We start from the raw sequence: 19,230 nt of genomic DNA on the forward strand, positions 1-19,230 counted from the left end.
CGCGCCGAAGCCCATCGACATTTGCAGGATCAGGTCGTGGTCGACGTCGTCAGCCCCGCCAGACGCAGCCAGATGATGTCTGGCATCAAGGGCAAGGACTCCTTGCCCGAAAGGCTTGTGCGCAAGGCGCTGTTTGCCATGGGCTACCGGTTCCGGCTTCATCGGCGCGACCTGCCAGGCACACCCGACCTCGTGATGCCGCGACGAAAGATCGCGCTCTTTGTGCACGGCTGCTTCTGGCACGCTCACCGTGGATGCAAGTACGCGAAGACGCCGTCGACGCGCCCAGAGTTCTGGTCCGCCAAGCTGCAGTCCAACGTTGCCCGCGATCAGCGCGCAGTCGAGAAGTTGACGGAGATGGGCTGGCGGGTGCTGTGCGTCTGGGAGTGTTCGATACGCGACCGCGAGGCCGCCGCCGGCTTGTCCGCGGCCCTGAGGCTGTGGATCGAAAGTGACGCGAAGCTGGGCGAGATTGGCGGCCCGTCAACGAACCAAGCGATGGTCGGGCGCCGCGCGCTCACTGTCTCCGTGGAGAGGTCATGAAGTCGAGAATGATCTGACCGATCTGCTTTGCCAACAGCGGTGGTACAGCGTTGCCGACCTGTCCGTACTGCTCCGTCCTGGTTCCTTCGAAGAAGTAGTTGTCGGGGAAGGTCTGCAATCGGGCCGCCTCACGCACGGTCAGACTGCGGCACTGAGCCGGATCGGGATGGATGTAGTAGTGACCATCCTTCTTGATGTGCGCCACCACCGTGGAAGATGGATGCTTGCCCATCTGCACACGGAATCTGTCTTTGAACGGAATGGTCTCCTCGTCCACGTTGACATGGTCGGGCAGCAGCTTTGGTGGGAAGTTGCGCAGGTCCGGAGCGTACTTTTGCGTCGCGGCGAAGCAGGCAGCAAACACGTACCGGTGCAGGTCCGAGCGCATGTGTCTCCGCGTCTCATGGTGCAAGACTCCGCCAAGCTTCGGATCCAGGTACCACCTTTGAAGATCATTGGGCATGGCCCCGCCGGGGGCGACGTCGCCTTCAATGAAGGGCGCGCCAAACGTCGCGTGCTTTTCCGCCCGCTTGGCGAACTTTTCCATCGCCGCTTCGATATCGCCCCGCAGGGGCAGGCGCCAGCCTTTGAGCTTGAGCGGTGCTTCGCCAAGGGCCTTGATCCAAGCCTCTTGCGAATCAGGCTCCTTGGACAGCCGACTGCGCAGAGGTGGCAGTCCCGCCAATGCGGCACTCACACCGACCTTCTTCGGCATCTTGCGAAGCAGAAATCTCTCCGGACGCCCTGCGAGCGCGGGTGTCGCCGCTGCCAAGTCTGAGCGGATGCCGAAGAGGATCACCCGGTGTCGGCTTTGCGGGATGCCGTGGTCGTCGGCTTCGACCACGTAGTCGTTGGGTTCGAGCTCGCCATCTTGCTTGTTGACTACGAGAGAACGAATTTCATAGCTCAGGTCTGCCCGCGGCGCCTTTAGATCGGCAAGGATGCGCTCGAAGATGTGCTTTCCGGCGTTCTTGGAGTTGAGCATCCCCTTGACGTTCTCCATCACAAAGACGGCCGGCGCGAACTCTCGAATGATCCGCAGGTATTCGGTGTACAGGAAGTGCCTAGCGTCGGCCTCGAACTTCTTCACGTCCTTCCTGCGTAGCCGCGACCGGCCTGCGAGCGAGTAGGCTTGACAAGGCGGGCCTCCAATGAGCACCCAGTCGGTCTGACTGCCAATCGCTTGGCGGATCCATCCATCGACTTCCTCGGGCGGGATCACGCCGAGCTCGGCGCATCGCGCCTCCTTGGCTGCGTGTTCGGCGGCGTCCTTGACGTCAGCGTGAGCCAGAAACTGGTCTCGCGTGATCGCGCCGCGCACGTAGTCGTAGTAGCAGCTCGGAACCTTGCCCTTGGGGAAGCTGCGGAAAATCGCTCGTAGCAGAAGGGTGCGATGGGCGACAGGATCCTTCTCGATTGAGACCTTCACCGCGAAACCGCGCGCGCCCGCCGCATCAACGACGGACGAGAAACCTTCGCACAACCCTCCAGGTCCGGCGAACAGATCGATCACCGGTATATCTACTTGTCTTGTCTGCATGTCTGATGGTTGGCGGCACAGCTTTAACCCCGACCAAGTGCTACCTATCGCATGCGCTGTCATTCTGCCAGGCCATGAGTATGGTGTGCGCATGTTGGCGACGAGGGTGATTTCGGTCCGAGCGGCCCCTCATCGGCAAAGCTTCGCTGCATTGATCGCAGGGGTCAGCAGGACGCCGCAGGCACCGACTTATTGCGGCAGAGTCGAGCGCGGAATCACCGAGCCAGCGCGCCCGACGATGCCTTCGTGGCGGACATCGACTGGTGGTCAACTTAATTGGCCACAAGCACCTGCGCGAGTAGGCAGGCCGTCGGAATGCTCTTCTCGAGGATGTGCGCCGGCACGGGTGCGTGCACCAGCGTCTTGCACTTCGCGCACACCCACTTCCCGCGGATGTTGCGCTCGAAGCTGAAGACGCCGGGCACGTAGTCGAGCCTTTCGGCCATGTCCTAGCCGATGCGCTCGAGTTGGTCGCGTCCTCAGATTGAAGCGCGACAGGAAAATTCGTAAAGCTTGGACACATCCTCAAGCTCGTGGACTCAATGAAAGTCGCGGCTTTCCGCCGACCCCGCAAGCCTCCCGAGCCAAGGCGTCATGTCCGCGAGCCGCATCGCGATCAAGCTGCGCACATCCCCCATGCGCTGCCATTTCCCATACACCGCCATCAGCTTCGAGTCGAGCAGCTCCCGCCGCTGAGCCTCGCGAATGCTGCGCCAACAGATGACCTGCACAACGCCGGTCTCGTCTTCGAGCGACACGAAGATGACTCCGTTCGCCGTGTCCGGCTGCTGCCTCAGCGTCACGATTCCGCAGTAGCGCACCAGCCGCCCGTTCGGCAGGTCGTCAAGCTCTTTCGCCGTCATGAGATGCCGCCCCCTGAGCATCGGCCTGAGCAAGTCCAGCGGATGCCGCCTGAGCGTCAAGCCCATCGCCGCGTAATCGAAGACGATCTCCTCGCCCTCGGGCGCCGCCGCCAACTCCAAGAAGGCCTCGTCGACTGGTGCCTCGCGCATCAGCGCCGGCGGCCGCCTCAGCGCTGATGCCTCCCACATCTGCTGCCGTCGATGCCCCGAAAGGCTCATCAAGGCGTCGGCCGCTGACAACGTGCGCATCTCGTGCTGTTCGAGCCCAGCGCGTCGTGCCAGGTCCTCGGCGCTCTCGAAGGGCTGCTCATGCCGAGCTTCGACGATCCGATCGACCGACTCCTTCCTGATCCCGACGATGAGGCGCAGCCCGAGTCGCACGGCGGGCGGCTCGGGCAGCCCTTCAAGCGTGCAGTCGTAATCGCTCGTCATCACGTCGGCCGGCCGCACCACGACCGCATGCCGCTTCGCGTCCTGCACCAGCTGCGATGGCGAGTAAAAGCCCAGCGGCTGCGAATTCAGCATCGCCGCCAGGAACTCCGCCGGGTGATGGCACTTGATCCAGCAGCTCGCGTAGACCAGCAGCGCGAAGCTCGCCGCATGGCTCTCCGGGAAGCCGTACTCGCTGAAGCCCTTGATCTGCTCGAAGATCGCCTTCGCGAAGGCCTCGTCGTAGCCGCGCGCCGTCATGCCGTCGACGATCTTCGAGTAGTAGCGCCCCAAGCCGCCCTTGCGCTTCCAGGCCGCCATGGCCCTTCGCAGCCCGTCGGCCTCGCCGGGCGTGAAGCCGGCCGCCAGGATGCTGATCTGCATCACCTGCTCCTGGAACACCGGCACGCCAAGGGTCCGCCCGAGCGCCTCCTTGAGAGCCTCGCTCGGATAGCTCACCGGCTCCTTGCCCTCGCGCCGGCGCAGGTAGGGATGCACCATGCCGCCGACGATCGGCCCCGGCCGCACGATGGCGACCTCGATCACCAAGTCGTAGAAGCAGCGTGGCTTGAGGCGCGGCAGCATGCTCATCTGCGCGCGGCTCTCGATCTGGAACACGCCGACGGTGTCGGCCTTGCAGATCATGTCGTAGGTGACCGGGTCCTCCGCCGGGATGTCCTGCAGGCCGAATTCGTAGCCCTTGCGCTCGGAGATGAAGTCGAGCGACTTGCGGATCGCGGTCAGCATGCCGAGCGCGAGGCAGTCGACCTTGAGCAGCCCGAGCGCGTCGAGGTCGTCCTTGTCCCACTGGATCACGGTGCGCTCGGGCATCGAGGCGTTCTCGATCGGCACCATGCGGTGCAGCGGCCCCTTGGTCAGCACGAAGCCGCCGGTGTGCTGGCTCAGGTGCCGCGGGAAGCCGATCAGCTGGTCGGTCAGCACGAGGAGCTGCTGCACCTGAAGGTCCTCGACCGACAGCCCGGCCTCCGCGAGCCGCTCGGGCTGCACCCGGCTGCCCTCGAACCACTTGTGATCCTTGGCCAGCCGGTCGACCAATTCCAGCGAGAAGCCCAGCGCCTTGCCGACATCGCGGATGGCGCTCTTGGGCCGGTAGCTGATCACCACCCCGGTGATCGCGGCACGCTCGCGGCCGTACTTGCGATAGAGGTACTGCAGCACCTCCTCGCGCCGCTCGTGCTCGAAGTCGATGTCGATGTCGGGCGGCTCGTTGCGCTCCTTGCTGATGAAGCGCTCGAAGAGCACGCTCATGCGCGCCGGGTCGACCTCGGTCACGCCGACGCAGTAGCAGACCACCGAGTTCGCCGCCGAGCCGCGGCCCTGGCAGAGGATGTGGCGCGAGCGCGCGAAGGCGACGATGTCGGCGACGGTCAGGAAGTAGTGCTCGTAGCGCAGCTCGGCGATCAGCTCGAGCTCGTATTCGATCTGCGACTGCACCTTGGCCGGCACGCCCGCAGGCCAGCGGCGGCCCGCGCCTTCGTAGGTGATGCGGCGCAGGTACGAGGATGGCGTCTCGTCCGTCGGCACCACCTCGTCGGGGTACTGGTAGCGCAGCTCGTCGAGGCTGAAGCGGCAGCGCGCCACGACCTCGAGCGTCTCGGCAAGCAACTCGGCCGGATAGGTCTGCGCGAGGCGCAGCCGTGAGCGGAGGTGGCGCTCGGCGTTGGGCTGCAGGTCGAGGCCGCAGTCGGTCAGCGGTTTGCCGAGCCGAGTCGCGGTGAGCACGTCCTGCAAGGCCTTGCGTGAGCGCACGTGGAAGTGCACGTCGCCACAAGCGACCAGGGGAATGGCGCTCAGCTCGCCAACCTCGCGGACCCGGTGCAGCCACATCTCATCGTCGAGCAGCCGCAGCAGTTCGACGCCGAGCCAGCAGCGGCCCAGGAAGTGCTCGAGCAGCCAGCGCGCTGTGGCTTCGAGCTGGGGCGCTTCCGACATTCGAGCCGGTGAGGCGATGACGACGCAATGGGTGAGCTCGCCACCGCAAACATCGGCGAGAGCGAGGCGGTAGCTACCTTTCTCCGAGGCGCGGCGCAGTTTGGTGATGAACGCGCAGAGGTTGCCGTAGCCCTCGAGGTCGCAGGCGAGGACGGTCAGCGTGAAGGGGTGGTCGCACTCAACCGCGAACTGGCTGCCGATCAGCAGCTGCAGCGCCTGCTCCTTGGCCGCCACGTGCGCCCGCACGATGCCGGCGACGCTGCACTCGTCACTGATCGCGAGTGCCCGGTAGCCGAGCTGCTTGGCCCGCTCGACCAGTTCCTCGGGCCGGCTCGCGCCCCGCAGGAAGCTGAAGTTGCTGAGGCAACGCAGCTCGGCGTAATCGGGCAGGCTGGCCATGGCCTGCTCACGCGAAGACGCCGTGCAGGAACCAGGCGGTTTCGTCCTGGGCCAGCCGCGCTTGGAAGACCCACAGCACGCCTGCGTGCTCGCTCAAGGCGACCCAGTAGTCACGGGCGACATGGCGCGTCCTCGATTCGCCTTGCTCCATGGCGCGATCCCACCAACCGCCTTCGACGCGGTGCGGGCCGGCGAGGAGTTGCAGCGCCCCCTGGTACAGCGGCCGGTCGCTTCGCATGGCGAGGCGCAGGGGCTCGGGCAGGACGAAGCTCGGTTGCGGGATGTCGACCGCGCGGCGTCGGCTGCGTGGACGGGGTTCGGCGGCCGGCTGCCAGTGGCACATCCACTCCATGCGATGGTCTTCCCGCAGCGCGGGGCGCAGCACGCGCTCGGGGCCGAGACGGGCCGCGATGCGTTCCAGCACGAGCGCCAGGCTCTCATCGGCGGAGCGCGGTTCGGGCAGCAGCGACAGCGAGCGTTCGTCGAGCGGCTGGACCTCCAACGCGAGCAGCTCGAGGTCGCCGACCGGCGCTCGCAGCTCGACTTTGGCGAGGTGCTCGGCCAACAGCCGGCTCAGGTGCTCCAGGTCGCGCGTCGCTTGAGCGGTGCGAATGGTCAGCTCGTCGCCGTCGCCGGCGTCCTTGCTGCGCATCGCGTCGTGGCACCAGCGCAGCGTGAACGCGGTGACGCCGTGGTGGCGCGCGGCGAGCCAGCCGCTCATCTGCAGCAGGAGGCGGCGGGCGCCGAACAGCAAGGCAGGTGCTAGCTCGACGCGGGCCATCAGCTCGAGCCGGGCGCGGAAGGCGTCGGGCAATACGGCCCAGTGATGGGCTTCCGGGCGCAGGCCGTAGGCGCGGTCCATCGCCGCGAGCAGTTCGGCGTCGAAGCGACGGCTCAGGCCGCCGCGCGGGAGCGCTCGAACCTGCCCGAGCGTGCGACAGCCCAGGCGGTGAAGCGTGGGCGCATGCTCTAAGACCGCGGTGAGGGTCTCGAGCGGAAGCTGATCGAGCAGCTGGTCGAGCGGCCGCGCGATGCCGTTGATGACGCCGGCGCGTGCGCAGGCGAGCGCCGCAAGGCTGTTCGGTGCCCAGCTGACCTGCAGCACTCCGAGTTCGACGCTCTCGTCACGCAGGCGCTGCGCGAGCCGGCGCTTGCCGCCGAAAAGGCGCAGGCTCGCTTCCACCTCCATGACGACGGCCGGCTGCGGCTGCGAAGCTTCGACGACGGCGACGCGGGGCGTGAACTGCAGGCACCAGGTCGCGAGGCCGTCGAGCGCTTCAATGCGCCGCGATGCGTCGATGGACTGGAGCGCGGGCAGCAGCGCGGCCCACAGCATGGCCGGTGTCCCGGGAAGGCGCGGCGACGGGCAGCGAGCTCGGACGGCGCAGGCGCGGCGTGAGGATCGCGTCGAGGCCGCCAGGTACGGAGGGCAGCGCGAGTGGGGCTTCCTGCGGCGGGCCGCGGCGCTTGAGGACGCGCACGGTGATCGCCCAGTCGGGCTGGAGGCTCAGGCTCACGCGCAGTGGGGCGGCCGAAGGCTCGTGCTCGGCACCGATCGGCCGGCACAGGAAGACGAGGCTGTCGCTCGCCTGCGCACTGATCTGCAGACGGCGGATCTGCTCCTGCCGCGCCTGCGGCAGCCAGGCGACGATGGCCCCGCCGGCGTTGGCGCGGATGAGCTGTTCGGTGACCCAGAGCCTCTCGGACGGCGTCTCCGCCTGGATCCAGGCAAGGCGGCGCTCCTCGAGGCCGGCGTGAAGCAAGCCCGGCAGGTGCGGGCGTTTGGGCGGGCCGACGACGACGACGTCTTGGCCGGCGGCTACGAGCGAGCGCAGCGCTGGCGCGATCAGGCGCCACTCGGCGACCGTCGGCTGGCTCTGCAGGATCTCGGTCAGCGACCGAGTCGGCCAACCGCCCCCCGGGAGTTCAGCGTCGAGCGCAGGCCAGCCGGAGCCGACGACCGGCGCCGAGGCACGGCCGAGCTCGGCGCCGCGCCATACCGTCGCGTCGAGCAGCGCAACGGGCGAACGGCGTGCAGGGTTGGGCGCTGGCGGAGGCGTGGGCTCCTCCTGCCAGTCTGGGACGGCAGACATCGGCGGGGACGGCAGGGGTACTGTATGAATTTACAGTACCACGGCAGTGCCGGCATGTCGAGGTCGAAGGTGACGCTCCTCGGCCAGCTTTGGACCTGAGCGGTCAGCCGGCCGTGTCGAACAGGTCGTTGTCGGGCGGCTTCGGCGGCCGCACGACGCGGCCGTCGGCGCGCGGCGCACGCGACGGCAGCGGGAAGGGACTCGCTTCGAGCGGACCGTTGTAGCGGGCGAAGTAGCTCGTCGCCGCCTCGATGCCGCAGGTCAGCCATGGCAGGTATTGCTCTGGCTTGAGGATGATCACCATGCGCTTCTCGTCGCCGGGCTTGTGGAAGCGCTTCATGACCGGGTGCTCGTCGGCGTTGACCGTGAGCATCGCGAAAGTGAAGAGCTCCCTCCCGTCGGGCGCCCGCCATGCGCGGTAGATGCCCGCGATACCCATCGGCACGTCGTCGGGCTGGCTGATGCGCCAGCGGACTGCCCTCCCCGACTCCCAATTCGGCTCGTAGATCGCCTCGGCCGGGATAACGCAGCGTTGGCTGCCGGCCCAGGCGTGCTTGAAGCTCGCGAGCTTGTGGACGGTCTCGGAGCGGGCGTTGTAGGTACGGCGGCCATAGGCCAGCTCGGTCGCGAAGTGCGGCAGCAGGCCGAAGATGCCGTCGCCGGCGACGAGCGTGTCCTTGTGCTCAGGATCCAGGCGTATGAAGGGCGCCGAGCCGAGCGGGAAGACGTCATGGCGCGGCTCGTCGCGCGCGTGCTCGACACCGAAGTAAGTCAGTAGGCGGCTTCGTTGGGAAACCGGGACGTAGTTGGCGCACATGAGCCCTCCGCGTTGGTAGCCATGCTGCCAGCGATCACAGCAAAGCAAGTGTGAGCGGGTCGGGCTGGCCGTCGTAGTAGCGCTCGAGCACCTTGGCGAAGGCCGGTTCGCTCGGCACTGCCGCGGCGAACAGCGTCATGGACGAGCGGAGCTTGAGGTCGTCCAGTGGGCCGAAGATCGCCTCAGCGGAGGTAGCGTTAGCTTCGAGAACCCATTCGCAGCACTGCTTCAGCCGCGGACCAAGCAGAGCGTGCTGCTGGTACTCGCGCGCCTCGTCAATCGAGGACAGACCGTAAAGCCTGGCGGTTTCGCTTCGGCCGAGGGCGCGATGCTGAGGAAAGATGAACCACATCCAGTGCGTACGCTTGCGACCAGCTCGCAGCTCTTGACGCACAGCGTCGAAGACCGGCTCCTGCGCCTGTACGAAGCGCTCAAGCGAAGGTGACGTGTCCATACCTGGGAACTAAAGCAAGCAGCTTACCTTCTGACTTTCGGCCCACGGTCTGTCCGACCGCACCAGCCCACGCGGCGTTTGTGGGCCAAACGTCGTACGCCGCGTGCGCACCAGTGGATCCCACGCTGCCAAAGAAAAGGCTCCCGAGGGAGCCTTGAAAGAGTGCCGCCGCAAGCGGCTACAGGGAGGCCTTCAGTGTGACGCGACCATCGCGCCGTGCAACTCCCTCTTGAGGCGGAACTGAGTGGTGTCGGGCCTCGGGCGCCACGGTTGTTCGATGAGCAAAGTCGATGGTCCGGCGAGCTTGCGCAAACGGCTCGCTGGCACGCGAGGCGGCCACGTATGCGCCGCCGTCAATACGGATCTGCACAACGTGCAACGTCTACGGGGCGGCAGGCCAGCGCTTGGCGTCATGATCGCGTCGTACTGAAGGCTGGCGACACACGAATGGCACGTCCGACTCGCATCCTGATGGTCCGAGCAGCCTCTGCAAGTGAGGAGCAGCGAGCAGCCGCACTTGCGGGCGCCATCAGCTTCTTCGCCGCGGCGGGGGTGTCTCCGTACGACGCGGCCATGCAGGACATCTACTGCAGGAACAAGGCGCTTCTCGTCTCCGACTTTGTCATCGACGATCAGCTGGTCGAGCTTTGGCGTTCGGCGCAGTCGATGGTCCGCGACCGATGCGGTCCCGATGCCCGGCTCCTCTTCGAAGCGGTTCTTTATTTCGGGAGACCGTCGACGTTGCGCGTCGTCGCAGACGGTGCGTCGAGCGATGATTTACGTCGGGGACTCGAGGCTGCTGTCGCGGTGATACCGGCCGAGCGAATCGTGATGACGATGACGGCGCAGTGGACCCGCGAGTCGCTTGGCGACTCAGGTGACTACGCCACCACGGTGCCAGAGGAAGCGTTGGCCGACAGCGAAGCGCTGGCCGCGGCGGAGCGAGCGACCCGAACCATTTGTGGACCGACGGCGCGGTTCGAGTTCGACTGAGTGCGCGACGTAGCGCTGACGTCAACACGGGCTGTAAGCAGCTAAGCGCACTACACGCGAGATGCAGTGCATCAGCGCATCCAGTGAGCCGCGGCCTCGAGCAGTCGTTCACGCACCCGCTGCTGTCGCGCCGGGTCGCTGTTGCCGCATGCCAAGCGGCACAACCAGTCGGTGGGGGACTCGAAGTCGCAGTGCGATGCCTCCCCGATCGACTCGTCGCGCCAGAGCGCCGGCAGCACGGTGCTCCAGAGGGCACCTACCGCATCGGCGTTGCAGCGCGATGGTGGCGCGAACAGCAGCAGGGCTTCGGTCTGCAGCCGGCTGGCCGCCGCCAGGCCGAGACGCTTGCCCTCGTCCGCCAGCGTCCGGTCGAACGGATCGAGGCCGACGAAGCCGACGACGCCTGGCGCATCCGCGGCCAGCAGGCTGGACAGCCCGCCCGCCGAAAGCCGACGAGCATCACCTTCTCCACCGGAGGGCCGAAGGCATCGCCCTTGCGCAGCAGGCCGACGAGCTCGATCGCCGCCGTGATGCTCAGCAGCGCGGCACTGCATGGGCGAGCGATGCGGCGCAGCGATGTCACGCACGCATTGTCGATGCCCACCTAGGGACGACCGCGACCACTTGGACGCGACGAGGGCTTGCGCACCGCGGCCAACGAGGACTCGGCGGCTGAAGGCTAAGTCGAAAAGGCGCCCTTCAACCCTCTTTCGACTTCCATCGGTGAAGCATCCGCGAGCGCACATGGGCACGCGGGATGCCGAACGCGTTCGTCTGGCCCGTTGAGGTGTCGAGCAAGGGCGCGACACCGCAGATTTGCTGCCCGAGCCGGACTGCGTAGGTCGGGTCCAACCAAGAGGAGCGCGACATGGCTGACGACACCACCCAGTCCGGCGGGCAAGACCGAACCCGGATCAGCATCCATCAGGACCACGAAGTCCGAGACTGGTCGAAGAAGTTCGGCGTGACGCCGGAGGAGCTCAAGGCCGCGGTGGCGCAGGGCGGCACCATCGCAGCGGACGTCGAGCGCCATCTCAAGGGCCGCTGAGTGAACCGATGCGACTGGCGAGCTGGAACATCAACGACGTCAACAAGCGCCTCGATCTCCTGCTCGCCTGGCTGAAGGCGACCCAGCCCGACGTGGTGGCGCTGCAAGAGCTGAAGTCCACGACCGACCGCTTCCCGCGCGCGGCGCTCGAAGCCCTCGGCTATCGATGCCTTGTCGTAGGCCAGAAGACCTGGAACGGTGTCGCGCTTCTCGCGCGCGACGCCGAGCCGGTGCCCGTGCTGACCGCCCTGCCCGGCGATCCCGACGACGCGCAGGCGCGCTACCTGGAAGCGGCGGTCCATGGCGTGCTGGTCGCCTCGCTGTACGCGCCCAACGGCAACCCGCAGCCCGGTCCCAAGTTCGACTACAAGCTGGCGTGGATGGCTCGACTTCAGGCGCGAGCCGACGAGGTCAGCAGCGCCGCGCATCCGATGGCCCTGATCGGCGACTTCAACGTGGTGCCGACCGATGCGGACCTCTACTCGCCCAAGAGCTGGCTCGACAACGCCTTGCTGCAGCCCGAGCCGCGCCAAGCCTACGCGGCGCTGCTGAAGCGAGGGTGGACCGATGCCCTGGCGCAGATGGAAGGCGGCCGATCGATGTACACCTTCTGGGACTACCGGCGCAACCGGTGGCCGCGCGATGCCGGCTTGCGGATCGACCACATCCTCTTGAGCAAGACGCTGCGACCCCGGCTCCGAACGGCCGGTGTGGATCGCGCCGTGCGCGGCGTCGAAGGCAGCAGCGATCACGCGCCGGTGTGGGTCGATCTGGCCTGAGCGCATGTCCTCGATCCGCGATGCGATGAACCGACGCACGATCCACGAACACGCGCTTGCGGTCACCGACGAAGCCGGGCTGGCCGTGTCGGCTCTGCTCACGCTGCCGGCCGAGCCCTCGGCGTGCTACGTCTTCGCCCATGGCGCCGGAGCCGGCATGGCGCATCCCTTCATGCACGAGGTCGCGCACGGGCTGGCCGCACGCGGCGTCGCGACGCTGCGATACCAGTTTCCTTCCATGGAACGGGGCTCGAAGCGGCCGGACGTGCCGGCCGTGGCCCATCGCGCCGTGCGGGCGGCGGTGGCCGCCGCGAGCCGAAGCACCCGGCTTCCGCTGATCGCCGGCGGCAAGTCGTTCGGCGGGCGGATGACCTCGCAAGCGCAGGCGTTCGAGCCCTTGGCGAATGTCCGGGGCCTCGTCTTTCTGGGGTTTCCACTGCATGCGCCCGACAAGCCTTCGGTCGAGCGCGCGAAGCATCTCGCGGACGTGGCCGTCCCCATGCTGTTCGTGCAGGGCACGCGCGACAAGCTCGCGCCCGTCGCCGGGATCGAGGCCGTGACCGCGAGCCTGCAGGACCGCGCCACGCTGCTCCTGCTTGCGGACGCCGATCACGGGTTCGACGTGCTCGTGCGGTCGGGGCGAACGCACGAGGAGGTCATGGCGCAGCTCCTCGACGGCGTTTCGGCCTGGGTCACTGCGGTCATGGGCGGGGCTGCCGCATAGCTTGAGCTGACGCCGCCACTCACCGCGTCGAGAACGTCCACGTCTTGCTGACACTGGTGGCTGCGTTGAGGGTGGCCGAGAGCGTCACCCCGTAGGCCGTTGCCGGGCTCAACGCAGCACGGGGGACCAGCACGACCGAGCCCTCGTTGAGCATCGGGTCCTGAACGACGGCGATCCCAGCCGCTGCCTGCACCTTCGGGCCGACCATCACGACGGCCGGCACCAGATTGCCGCCGGCATCACGCAGCTCGAACTTGGTGAGGTGCGCATCGAGCGTGCCGGCCGCCTTCAGGTTTTCGAAGTCCGTGTTCTTGATGCTCACGAGCACCGGCGAGCCCGCCGTCAACGATGTGATCTCGCTGGGCAGCGGGCGCGGTACTTCGTAGCCGATGTAGAACGTGCCTTCGACGCCGGTCTGGCCCGCGTACGGATAGGCCATCACCGAACCGGCCGGACGCACTTGGCCGTAGGTCGTCTTGAGACCCGTGTTGAACACGCACATCGGGAAGCCAGCCGCGTCCAGCGCCACGCCCACTCCAACGTCGTTCCAGACGTACAGCAGCGAGTCGGCGTGATAGACCGTGTTGAGCAGGCCCAGGCTGCAGTCCGCGCCAGATCGCGACGCGCCGGTGCCGCCGATGTCCTCGCCGACGGCGAGGCCGGTATAGCCCGCCTTGGTTGCGCGGGCGCCTGGCGTCGCGGCGTAGAAGCCCGTGCGCGATGCGTCCTGGTCGTGGCTGACGGTCTGGTTAATCGACAGGTAGCTCGCGTGCGCCCCGGCGGCGACGTCCAGCGTCGCAACCTGTTCGAGTTCGCCAGCACCGGCGGCCTTGCGCAGCTCGTTGAGCTTGGCGAAGGCACTGGCGTGCACGCTCGACGCGGCGTAGCTGGGCGCGGCAGCTGCAGCGTTCAGGCTGCCTGAGGCCGACACCACAACAACCGCAGCCGGCGGCGTGCCCGCTGTGCTGGCCACCGGCTCGGAGCTTCCACCGCCGCCGCCACAAGCAGCGAGCGCAACCGAGAAAGCCACGACAAGGGAGGACGAAGTCAGGCGAGTCAGATTCATGTGAGAAGTGCAGAGGAGTGCGAATGACCGGACGCACCAGCTGCCGGCGCGACGACGTGGTCGACGCCGGCTATGCGGCGGAAGACATCTCAGGCGCGGTCGACGGATCCACAGCCGACTCCTCACGCCGCGGCGCGGGTTCGGCCTTCAGGGCCTTCAACCCAAGCTCGCTGATTTCCTCTGTCAGAGCCGCCGCTCGTCCTTCGAAGCCACCCATCATTCCGAAGAACAGCCAGCAGAAGAACGAGACCACAGCGCCGACGATGCTCATCATGGCGGCCATCACGAGCCGATCCTTCGGCGGCACGGTCAAGAACGAAATCAACCCCGGCAGGAGAGCACCGGTCAGGGTCCACGTCAGAAAGCTGCGGCCGATGCCGATGGACATCTTCCACTGACGCAAGACTTCCTTGAGGCACAACACGTCGCAGAACACCTTGCCGGTCGTGTGATTGCGAGCACCGAACAGCCACGTCGTGCCGCTCCACGTGGGGCCTCCGTACACCAGCGAGACGACATGACCTTCGCGCACCGGCAAGGACAGATCGTCAAGATCGACCGAGTGCTCATGTCCGTCTTCGAGCCGAAGCCAGACCGAGTGCTTGGTGTGCGTTCGCGAGTGGATCTGCCCCGGAAGCACCGTGTAGCGGTTCAGCACCTCGGGTGCGGACTGGTGGATCGACGTGGTCGTCGACGTCGAGGCGCTGATCACCGTACCGGTCAAGGACTGAAGACGGATCGACTGCCCGTTGTCGAGCTTGTGTTCGGTGACTTTCATGGGACGGCTTGATCGGAGGGTCAAGGCAAGGCGAGAGTTTGTGACTCAAATGCGGGTGACGCAAACAACGGTGACGGCAAGACTTCACACGTGCCGTCCGCTCGCAAAGCCGTCGTCGAACAGATCGCGTCAGCGCGTGAACTTCTTGCGATCAACATGATTCGGCTGCGCAAATCCTTCGGATGGAGCCAGGACGAACTGGCGCTCGAGGCGGGCCTGCACCGGACCTTCATCGCGCACGTCGAACGGCAGAAGCGCAACATCTCGCTCGACAACGTCGAGCGCATCGCGGTGGCGCTGGACGTGCCTCTGCGCGAACTGTTTGCGCCTTTGACGATCGCAAACGCTCGCTCGTGAACTGAGGGGTTGAGCCACGCACAAGCGTGGCGACGCCCGCCGGGCCGGGCTCAGCGAGGAGGCCCGTCCCTTTTGTTGCCCTCTTCGGCCCGATGCTCTTCACAGAGCACCACGAGCCAGCGTCCGAGGTTGCGTAGCGCTCCTGATGCTCCACAGGTCGCACAGGTCACTGCGGACTCGTTCTCCGCTCGGACGACGAGTTCGCGAAGACGTTGGCGCTCGGGCGACGCGGGCTGCGCCGGAAGCGTCAGACGCTGCATACCGTCCGCCGCGCGAAGGTCGACCACGAGGTCGCCGGCCTTGTCGATCCGGTAGTAGAAGCGCAGCTTGCCGAACTTCTCCTTGATCTGTTCGACCTCGAAGCTCGGCAAGCGCTCGGGACCGAGCACGTGCTCGATCGACGTGCAAAGCTGATCGACGAGGCCGTACCAGCCGGCCGGAACGAAGCTCGCCACGCGCGGCGCGCGCCCACGGAACAGCGCCGGATGCGCTTCGATCAGCCGGGCGAGCGGGGAATCGATTTCGTGAGGAAGTGCCATGGAGGGATGAATGAGGATCGAGTGCGTGCTGGTCTCGACGGAGGGCGAGGTTCTTGAGTCGTCGTTCGGTCGCTTCAGTCGCACCAACCATCTACGTCATCGATGAACCGCTGCCGATGGGCACGCTGCCCATCGAGCTCGCCCGTCAGGACCACTTCCGCGCGCCCTTCCGCATCGATGGCCGAGATGCCGCGCAGTCCGACGCCATGGCTTTTGAAGCCTTGCGCTTGCCATCTCGCAGAGCTGTCGATGCGGTCGTGGTGATGGCCGTGGATCACGACGCCCGCATCCATGGCCTGAGCCAGCGTATCGATCAACGCGAAGCCGTTCGGGTGGTAGCCCGGCGCCTCGTGCGTGATGAGCACGTCGGCGCGCAGGTCGGCCAGCGCATCGACGGTCTCGGGGTAGATGGTTCCCCAGTGCTTGCGCGGCGGTCCCTCCTGCCATCGGTCCTGACGCGGCGTCGCCTGCGCGTGCTCCTGCATCGTCTTGAACGCCGGCGCACCTGCGCGTGCCGCGGAGGCGCTCGGGTGCCAGACGGTCTCCCGGAACACGCCGCCCAGCCCGGCCAGCCGCTGGCCGTTCGGCAGCTCGACGACGCGGCCATGCACGTTGCAGCTCGCGAGCTCGCTGCCCCACACCCGCATCCACAGCTCGTCGCTGTCGGCGTCGTGGTTGCCATGGATGAAGAACACCGGGATGCGCCGCTCGATGAGCGGTGCGAGTTCGAGGTGCAGCGGGCGCTCGGGCTCCATGTCGCCGAGCAAGACGACGGCCGAAGCCTTGGTATGGCTCGCCGCCACGACGATGTGATGGAAGCGACCGTGCGGGTCGCCGCAGTAGAGGATCGGTCGAGTCATGTTGTGCTTCTGCCCTGTCGATGAGTGCTGAGCCGTTGGGGACGGTGAATCGGCTCAATCCTGGGACGCCGCATCGATCAGCCGTGCGATCTCGTTCGTGACGTCGCTCGCCTGCGCTCCGCGCGCATCGAGCCACTGGTCCCACACGTAGAGCCCGTCTACGCTGTGGCCGGGCTCGCCGCAGAGCCGGTACACCCGACCGCTTCGCGTCACCGCCTGCCGGTCCTCCGCATCGAAGACCGTCACGGTCGAGCTCACCCGACCCTCGGCCGCATCCCGGTTCCAGCCGACCAGATGCCGCTCGCCGGTGCTGAGTTCGAACACCCGCCACCGCTCGAGGTGGATCACCGGCTGCTGCTTCACGGCCGGCACCGCCCAGACGCCGCCGGTGATGCCCAGCCGCTTGAGTCGTTCGTCCATCGTCTTCCTCCCTTCCTGTCCTGATCTCAATGCAGCCGCGGCCGGTCGGCCGGCTCGAGCTCGTTCCACACCTGCTCGACGTCGACCCGGCGCTGCTTGTCCTGCAGCGCCGCGGCCGCGAGCCGCTCGACCGTGCGCAGCATCAGCCGCGGGCTCATGCGCGCGAGCACGTAGGCGCACTTCGGATCGAAGCTGATCCGGTCTTCGAGCTTGAGCTGGTGCAGCACCTGGTCGATCAGCCGTCGCGCCACCTCGATCGCGTCGTCGCCGCTCGGCGGCGCGATCGAGAAGATCTCGAAGCGGCTGAGCAGCGGCATGCCGATGCCGTGCAGGCTGTTGGCCGTCGCCACATAGGTCACCAAGCTCGCGTCGAACTCGATGTCGACCGAGATGTCCTTGATATGCCGGGCCGTCTGCCGCTCGAGCGCGCCGTGCAGCTGGGCCAGCGGATCGAGGTCGTGCTTGGTGCTGCTGCCGGCGCTCTTGTCGAGCTCGTCGAGCAGGATCACCGGGTTGGCCATGGCACCGAGGCAGACGAGCTGGAACAGCAGGCCGCTCTCGCTGTTGCTCCAGAACTTGTCGGCGCCGCGCAGGGCCGAGCCGGCCGAGGGCTGGTCGAAGGCGATGGTCGCGTGCGGCACCGCCATCAGCTCGGCGAGGCGCTGGCTGAAGAGCGTCTTGCCGACGCCGGGCGGGCCGAGCAGCAGCAGCGGCGGGATGCGCGTCGGCGTGTTCGTGACCTCGGCCAGGCGCAGGGCGTTGCGCACCAGCGCCACCGGCGCGCGGAAGTTCGGCATGCGCGCCTCCAGATCGGCCAGCGCGGACTTCCAGCCGTCCGGGCGGCCGATCTCGCGGTCAGGCCCGAGCGCGGCCAGGCGCTGGCCGATGGTGACCAGCCGCTCGCGCGCCTCGCGGTCGGGGCTGCGCGCCTTGACCCCGTCCTCGCTCAAGGAGCGGATGGCCGCTGCGAAGTCGGGCAGCACGCGGTGCCAGCGTGGCGGAGGCTCGTCCGGGAACGCGGGCAGCGAAGGCTCCGGCTCGGCGGCCTTCTTGCCCTCCTCGAGCTCCTTCGCGCTGGCCTTCTGCTGCTCGCGCAGGGCCTCGACCTCGCGCTGCGTCCGTCGCTCCACGTGCTTGCGCCATTGCTTCGCCGCGCGTTGTGGCAGGACGAAGTGGCTCCCGTTTGCGTAGACCAGTTCGTAGCCGACCGGCAGGTCGTCGCGGTCTCTCATCGGCACACTCCCGGCTGCTGCAGGGCCGCGACGAGCTCGGGCACGTGCTGCTCGAGCAGGCCCACGCCTTCCTCGCAGATCGCGAGTCGATCGACGACATAGGGCTCCGCGCGCGCAACGGCCTCGATCAGATCGAGACCGGAGAAGCGGTCGTCGACGACGGCATAGGCTTCGCCGCGGTGGTGCCGCTGCAGCCAGAGCGCGACCTCGGCGGCACGGCCCTCGCCGAGCAGGTGCGGCGTGCGCCAGCGGTCGCCCGCCTCGAGCCGCTGCGCCACGAAGGGCAGGCCGGCGGCTTCGAAGATGGACGTCATCTGCGCTCGGTCGAAGACGAGGCGCCACAGCGAGCTGACGACGTAGCGCAGACGGCTGTGGCAGGCTGCGTCGATTTGTGCGAGAGCTGCTTTGGCGTCGGCGCTGAAAAGCCGGCCGTACATCGGTTCGGGGTCAGGCAAGCGACCCGCGACAGCGGTCTCCACCCAGAGGCGGCCTTCCAGGTCGAGGCACAGGACATCGTCGATGTCGAGGAAGACGATCGGGGCAGGCTCAGTCATGGGCGACCCTTGCCGGAAGTGCCGACACCGGGGCTTCTCCACCGAGCCGATGGGCCTCGACGACGACGTTGCGCGTCCCGACGCGCAGGCTGAACGCGTAGCGGTCGCCGGCATTTGCATCGAGCAGCTGCTCGCGATTGCCGACGCAGCGGACCACACCCTTGTCCGTCAGCAGGGTGCAGTCGAACTGGCCCGCCCAGGCCAGCTTGCAGTGGGTCACCGTCCCGACGACGGTCACGACCGGCTGGGGCCTGAGCAGGGGGTCCGTAGCCGGTACGAGAAGCGGCGCGCCGCTCACTTCATCGCCCTCAGTTCGAGGTAGTACCGGTGCCGGATTTCTTGCACGGCATCGTCGACGCGACGCCCGCGTCGATGCGCGCCGAACTGACCCTCAACCCAGAAGCGTAGGGCTGTGAGCGCCTGATTGCGCTTGCCGACGAAGTGCGGCAGGAGCTTCTCGATCGCCTCGCTGGCATAGCGGCCGGTGTAGTTCAGCGTGTAGCACTGCCGCTTGTGGTTGGCCTGCCGCTTGGTCTTGTAGAGCCCGCTGCGGACGCCGACGGTGCGGCGGAAGTGCTCGAGGACCTCGAGGTTGTTCTGCGCCACCGACACGCCGAGGCGATAGGACGGTCGGCCACGATTGGCGGCGCGCGTGATGTGGATGCAGGATTCGCCGTCGGCGAAGCCGGCGGCCCATCCAAGATCTTGGTCCGCGCCCGGTGGGGCGTCGGTAGAACGCGTTTGGGCGACTTTGGAGCCGCCGAGTGAACCCTGGGACGCTTTCATGGA

At 67.1% G+C, this 19,230-nt stretch carries 22 protein-coding genes and 1 pseudogene; 6 read left to right on the forward strand and 17 right to left on the reverse strand.

The features are described from left to right. Positions 1 to 36 precede the first annotated feature (36 nt). Positions 37 to 543: a very short patch repair endonuclease gene (locus VFR90_RS17180; RefSeq protein WP_326407387.1), complete on the forward strand. Its 507-nt coding sequence runs from the start codon at positions 37 to 39 to the stop codon at positions 541 to 543. Here the strand turns inward: VFR90_RS17180 and dcm are convergent. The 7 genes and pseudogenes from dcm to VFR90_RS17215 form a co-directional block, all read right to left on the reverse strand. Beyond that, a complete protein-coding gene (gene dcm, locus VFR90_RS17185; RefSeq protein WP_326407388.1) occupies positions 518 to 2,056 on the reverse strand; it encodes a DNA cytosine methyltransferase in 1,539 nt (512 codons plus the stop codon). The two genes, VFR90_RS17180 and dcm, sit on opposite strands and share 26 nt — an antisense overlap. Positions 2,057 to 2,275: 219 nt before the next feature. Further along, positions 2,276 to 2,532 (reverse strand): annotated as a pseudogene (locus VFR90_RS17190) (IS66 family transposase); the annotation flags it as partial. A gap of 90 nt (positions 2,533 to 2,622) precedes the next feature. Next, complete coding sequence (locus tag VFR90_RS17195; protein WP_326407390.1) at positions 2,623 to 5,727, reverse strand: error-prone DNA polymerase; 3,105 nt, start codon at positions 5,725 to 5,727, stop codon at positions 2,623 to 2,625. A 7-nt stretch (positions 5,728 to 5,734) separates the two neighbouring features. Further along, positions 5,735 to 7,063: a Y-family DNA polymerase gene (locus tag VFR90_RS17200; RefSeq protein WP_326407391.1), complete on the reverse strand. Its 1,329-nt coding sequence runs from the start codon at positions 7,061 to 7,063 to the stop codon at positions 5,735 to 5,737. Further along, on the reverse strand, positions 7,005 to 7,820 hold the full coding sequence (gene imuA, locus VFR90_RS17205) for a translesion DNA synthesis-associated protein ImuA (protein WP_326407392.1): 816 nt from the start codon (positions 7,818 to 7,820) through the stop codon (positions 7,005 to 7,007). The genes VFR90_RS17200 and imuA overlap by 59 nt, the downstream gene beginning before the upstream one ends. 103 nt (positions 7,821 to 7,923) lie before the next feature. Further along, positions 7,924 to 8,637, reverse strand: a complete 714-nt coding sequence (locus VFR90_RS17210) for an SOS response-associated peptidase (RefSeq protein ID WP_326407393.1) — start codon at positions 8,635 to 8,637, stop codon at positions 7,924 to 7,926. Between the two features lie 34 nt (positions 8,638 to 8,671). Then, positions 8,672 to 9,091: a DUF1810 domain-containing protein gene (locus VFR90_RS17215; protein ID WP_326407394.1), complete on the reverse strand. Its 420-nt coding sequence runs from the start codon at positions 9,089 to 9,091 to the stop codon at positions 8,672 to 8,674. A gap of 573 nt (positions 9,092 to 9,664) precedes the next feature. Here VFR90_RS17215 and VFR90_RS17220 point away from each other — a divergent pair. Beyond that, positions 9,665 to 10,084: a hypothetical protein gene (locus tag VFR90_RS17220; protein WP_326407395.1), complete on the forward strand. Its 420-nt coding sequence runs from the start codon at positions 9,665 to 9,667 to the stop codon at positions 10,082 to 10,084. A 71-nt stretch (positions 10,085 to 10,155) separates the two neighbouring features. On the opposite strand, the gene VFR90_RS17225 is transcribed toward VFR90_RS17220, so the two are convergent. Further along, positions 10,156 to 10,671 (reverse strand): hypothetical protein, encoded by a 516-nt coding sequence (locus VFR90_RS17225; RefSeq protein WP_326407396.1) that lies wholly within the window; start codon positions 10,669 to 10,671, stop codon positions 10,156 to 10,158. Between the two features lie 281 nt (positions 10,672 to 10,952). Between VFR90_RS17225 and VFR90_RS17230 the strand changes: the two genes are divergently transcribed. Genes VFR90_RS17230 through VFR90_RS17240 form a run of 3 tightly spaced genes read left to right on the forward strand, consistent with a single transcriptional unit; the run spans position 10,953 to position 12,635 of the window. Further along, positions 10,953 to 11,132, forward strand: coding sequence for a DUF3606 domain-containing protein (locus tag VFR90_RS17230; protein ID WP_326407397.1), 180 nt, complete (start codon positions 10,953 to 10,955; stop codon positions 11,130 to 11,132). Between the two features lie 8 nt (positions 11,133 to 11,140). After that, positions 11,141 to 11,911 carry an exodeoxyribonuclease III gene (locus VFR90_RS17235; RefSeq protein WP_326407398.1) on the forward strand — a complete coding sequence of 257 codons (771 nt, stop codon included), beginning with the start codon at positions 11,141 to 11,143 and terminating at the stop codon, positions 11,909 to 11,911. A 4-nt stretch (positions 11,912 to 11,915) separates the two neighbouring features. Next, positions 11,916 to 12,635 carry an alpha/beta hydrolase family protein gene (locus VFR90_RS17240; protein ID WP_326407399.1) on the forward strand — a complete coding sequence of 240 codons (720 nt, stop codon included), beginning with the start codon at positions 11,916 to 11,918 and terminating at the stop codon, positions 12,633 to 12,635. Between the two features lie 19 nt (positions 12,636 to 12,654). On the opposite strand, the gene VFR90_RS17245 is transcribed toward VFR90_RS17240, so the two are convergent. Both VFR90_RS17245 and VFR90_RS17250 read right to left on the reverse strand, forming a co-directional pair. Next, a complete protein-coding gene (locus VFR90_RS17245; protein ID WP_326407400.1) occupies positions 12,655 to 13,701 on the reverse strand; it encodes a CAP domain-containing protein in 1,047 nt (348 codons plus the stop codon). A gap of 70 nt (positions 13,702 to 13,771) precedes the next feature. Next, complete coding sequence (locus tag VFR90_RS17250) at positions 13,772 to 14,479, reverse strand: hypothetical protein (protein WP_326407401.1); 708 nt, start codon at positions 14,477 to 14,479, stop codon at positions 13,772 to 13,774. A 90-nt stretch (positions 14,480 to 14,569) separates the two neighbouring features. Between VFR90_RS17250 and VFR90_RS17255 the strand changes: the two genes are divergently transcribed. Further along, on the forward strand, positions 14,570 to 14,836 hold the full coding sequence (locus VFR90_RS17255) for a helix-turn-helix domain-containing protein (protein ID WP_326407402.1): 267 nt from the start codon (positions 14,570 to 14,572) through the stop codon (positions 14,834 to 14,836). A gap of 50 nt (positions 14,837 to 14,886) precedes the next feature. Here the strand turns inward: VFR90_RS17255 and VFR90_RS17260 are convergent, their stop codons facing one another. The 7 genes from VFR90_RS17260 to VFR90_RS17290 all read right to left on the reverse strand — a co-directional run bounded on the left by VFR90_RS17260 (position 14,887) and on the right by VFR90_RS17290 (position 19,227). Continuing rightward, complete coding sequence (locus VFR90_RS17260; RefSeq protein WP_326407403.1) at positions 14,887 to 15,375, reverse strand: hypothetical protein; 489 nt, start codon at positions 15,373 to 15,375, stop codon at positions 14,887 to 14,889. A gap of 74 nt (positions 15,376 to 15,449) precedes the next feature. Then, positions 15,450 to 16,235 (reverse strand): metallophosphoesterase family protein, encoded by a 786-nt coding sequence (locus VFR90_RS17265; protein ID WP_326407404.1) that lies wholly within the window; start codon positions 16,233 to 16,235, stop codon positions 15,450 to 15,452. A 54-nt stretch (positions 16,236 to 16,289) separates the two neighbouring features. Further along, positions 16,290 to 16,655: a hypothetical protein gene (locus VFR90_RS17270; protein WP_326407405.1), complete on the reverse strand. Its 366-nt coding sequence runs from the start codon at positions 16,653 to 16,655 to the stop codon at positions 16,290 to 16,292. Between the two features lie 26 nt (positions 16,656 to 16,681). Further along, positions 16,682 to 17,887 (reverse strand): AAA family ATPase, encoded by a 1,206-nt coding sequence (locus VFR90_RS17275; RefSeq protein WP_326407406.1) that lies wholly within the window; start codon positions 17,885 to 17,887, stop codon positions 16,682 to 16,684. Continuing rightward, complete coding sequence (locus VFR90_RS17280; protein WP_326407407.1) at positions 17,884 to 18,483, reverse strand: HAD domain-containing protein; 600 nt, start codon at positions 18,481 to 18,483, stop codon at positions 17,884 to 17,886. Before VFR90_RS17280 ends, VFR90_RS17275 begins: the two co-directional genes overlap by 4 nt. Then, entirely contained in the window at positions 18,434 to 18,739 is a 306-nt protein-coding gene (locus VFR90_RS17285) for a hypothetical protein (RefSeq protein WP_326407408.1), read from the reverse strand. Before VFR90_RS17285 ends, VFR90_RS17280 begins: the two co-directional genes overlap by 50 nt. After that, positions 18,736 to 19,227: an LAGLIDADG family homing endonuclease gene (locus VFR90_RS17290; RefSeq protein WP_326407409.1), complete on the reverse strand. Its 492-nt coding sequence runs from the start codon at positions 19,225 to 19,227 to the stop codon at positions 18,736 to 18,738. The genes VFR90_RS17285 and VFR90_RS17290 overlap by 4 nt, the downstream gene beginning before the upstream one ends. Positions 19,228 to 19,230 lie beyond the last annotated feature (3 nt).

It is taken from the genome of Methylibium sp. (assembly GCF_035762065.1).
Lineage (GTDB): Bacteria > Pseudomonadota > Gammaproteobacteria > Burkholderiales > Burkholderiaceae_C > Methylibium.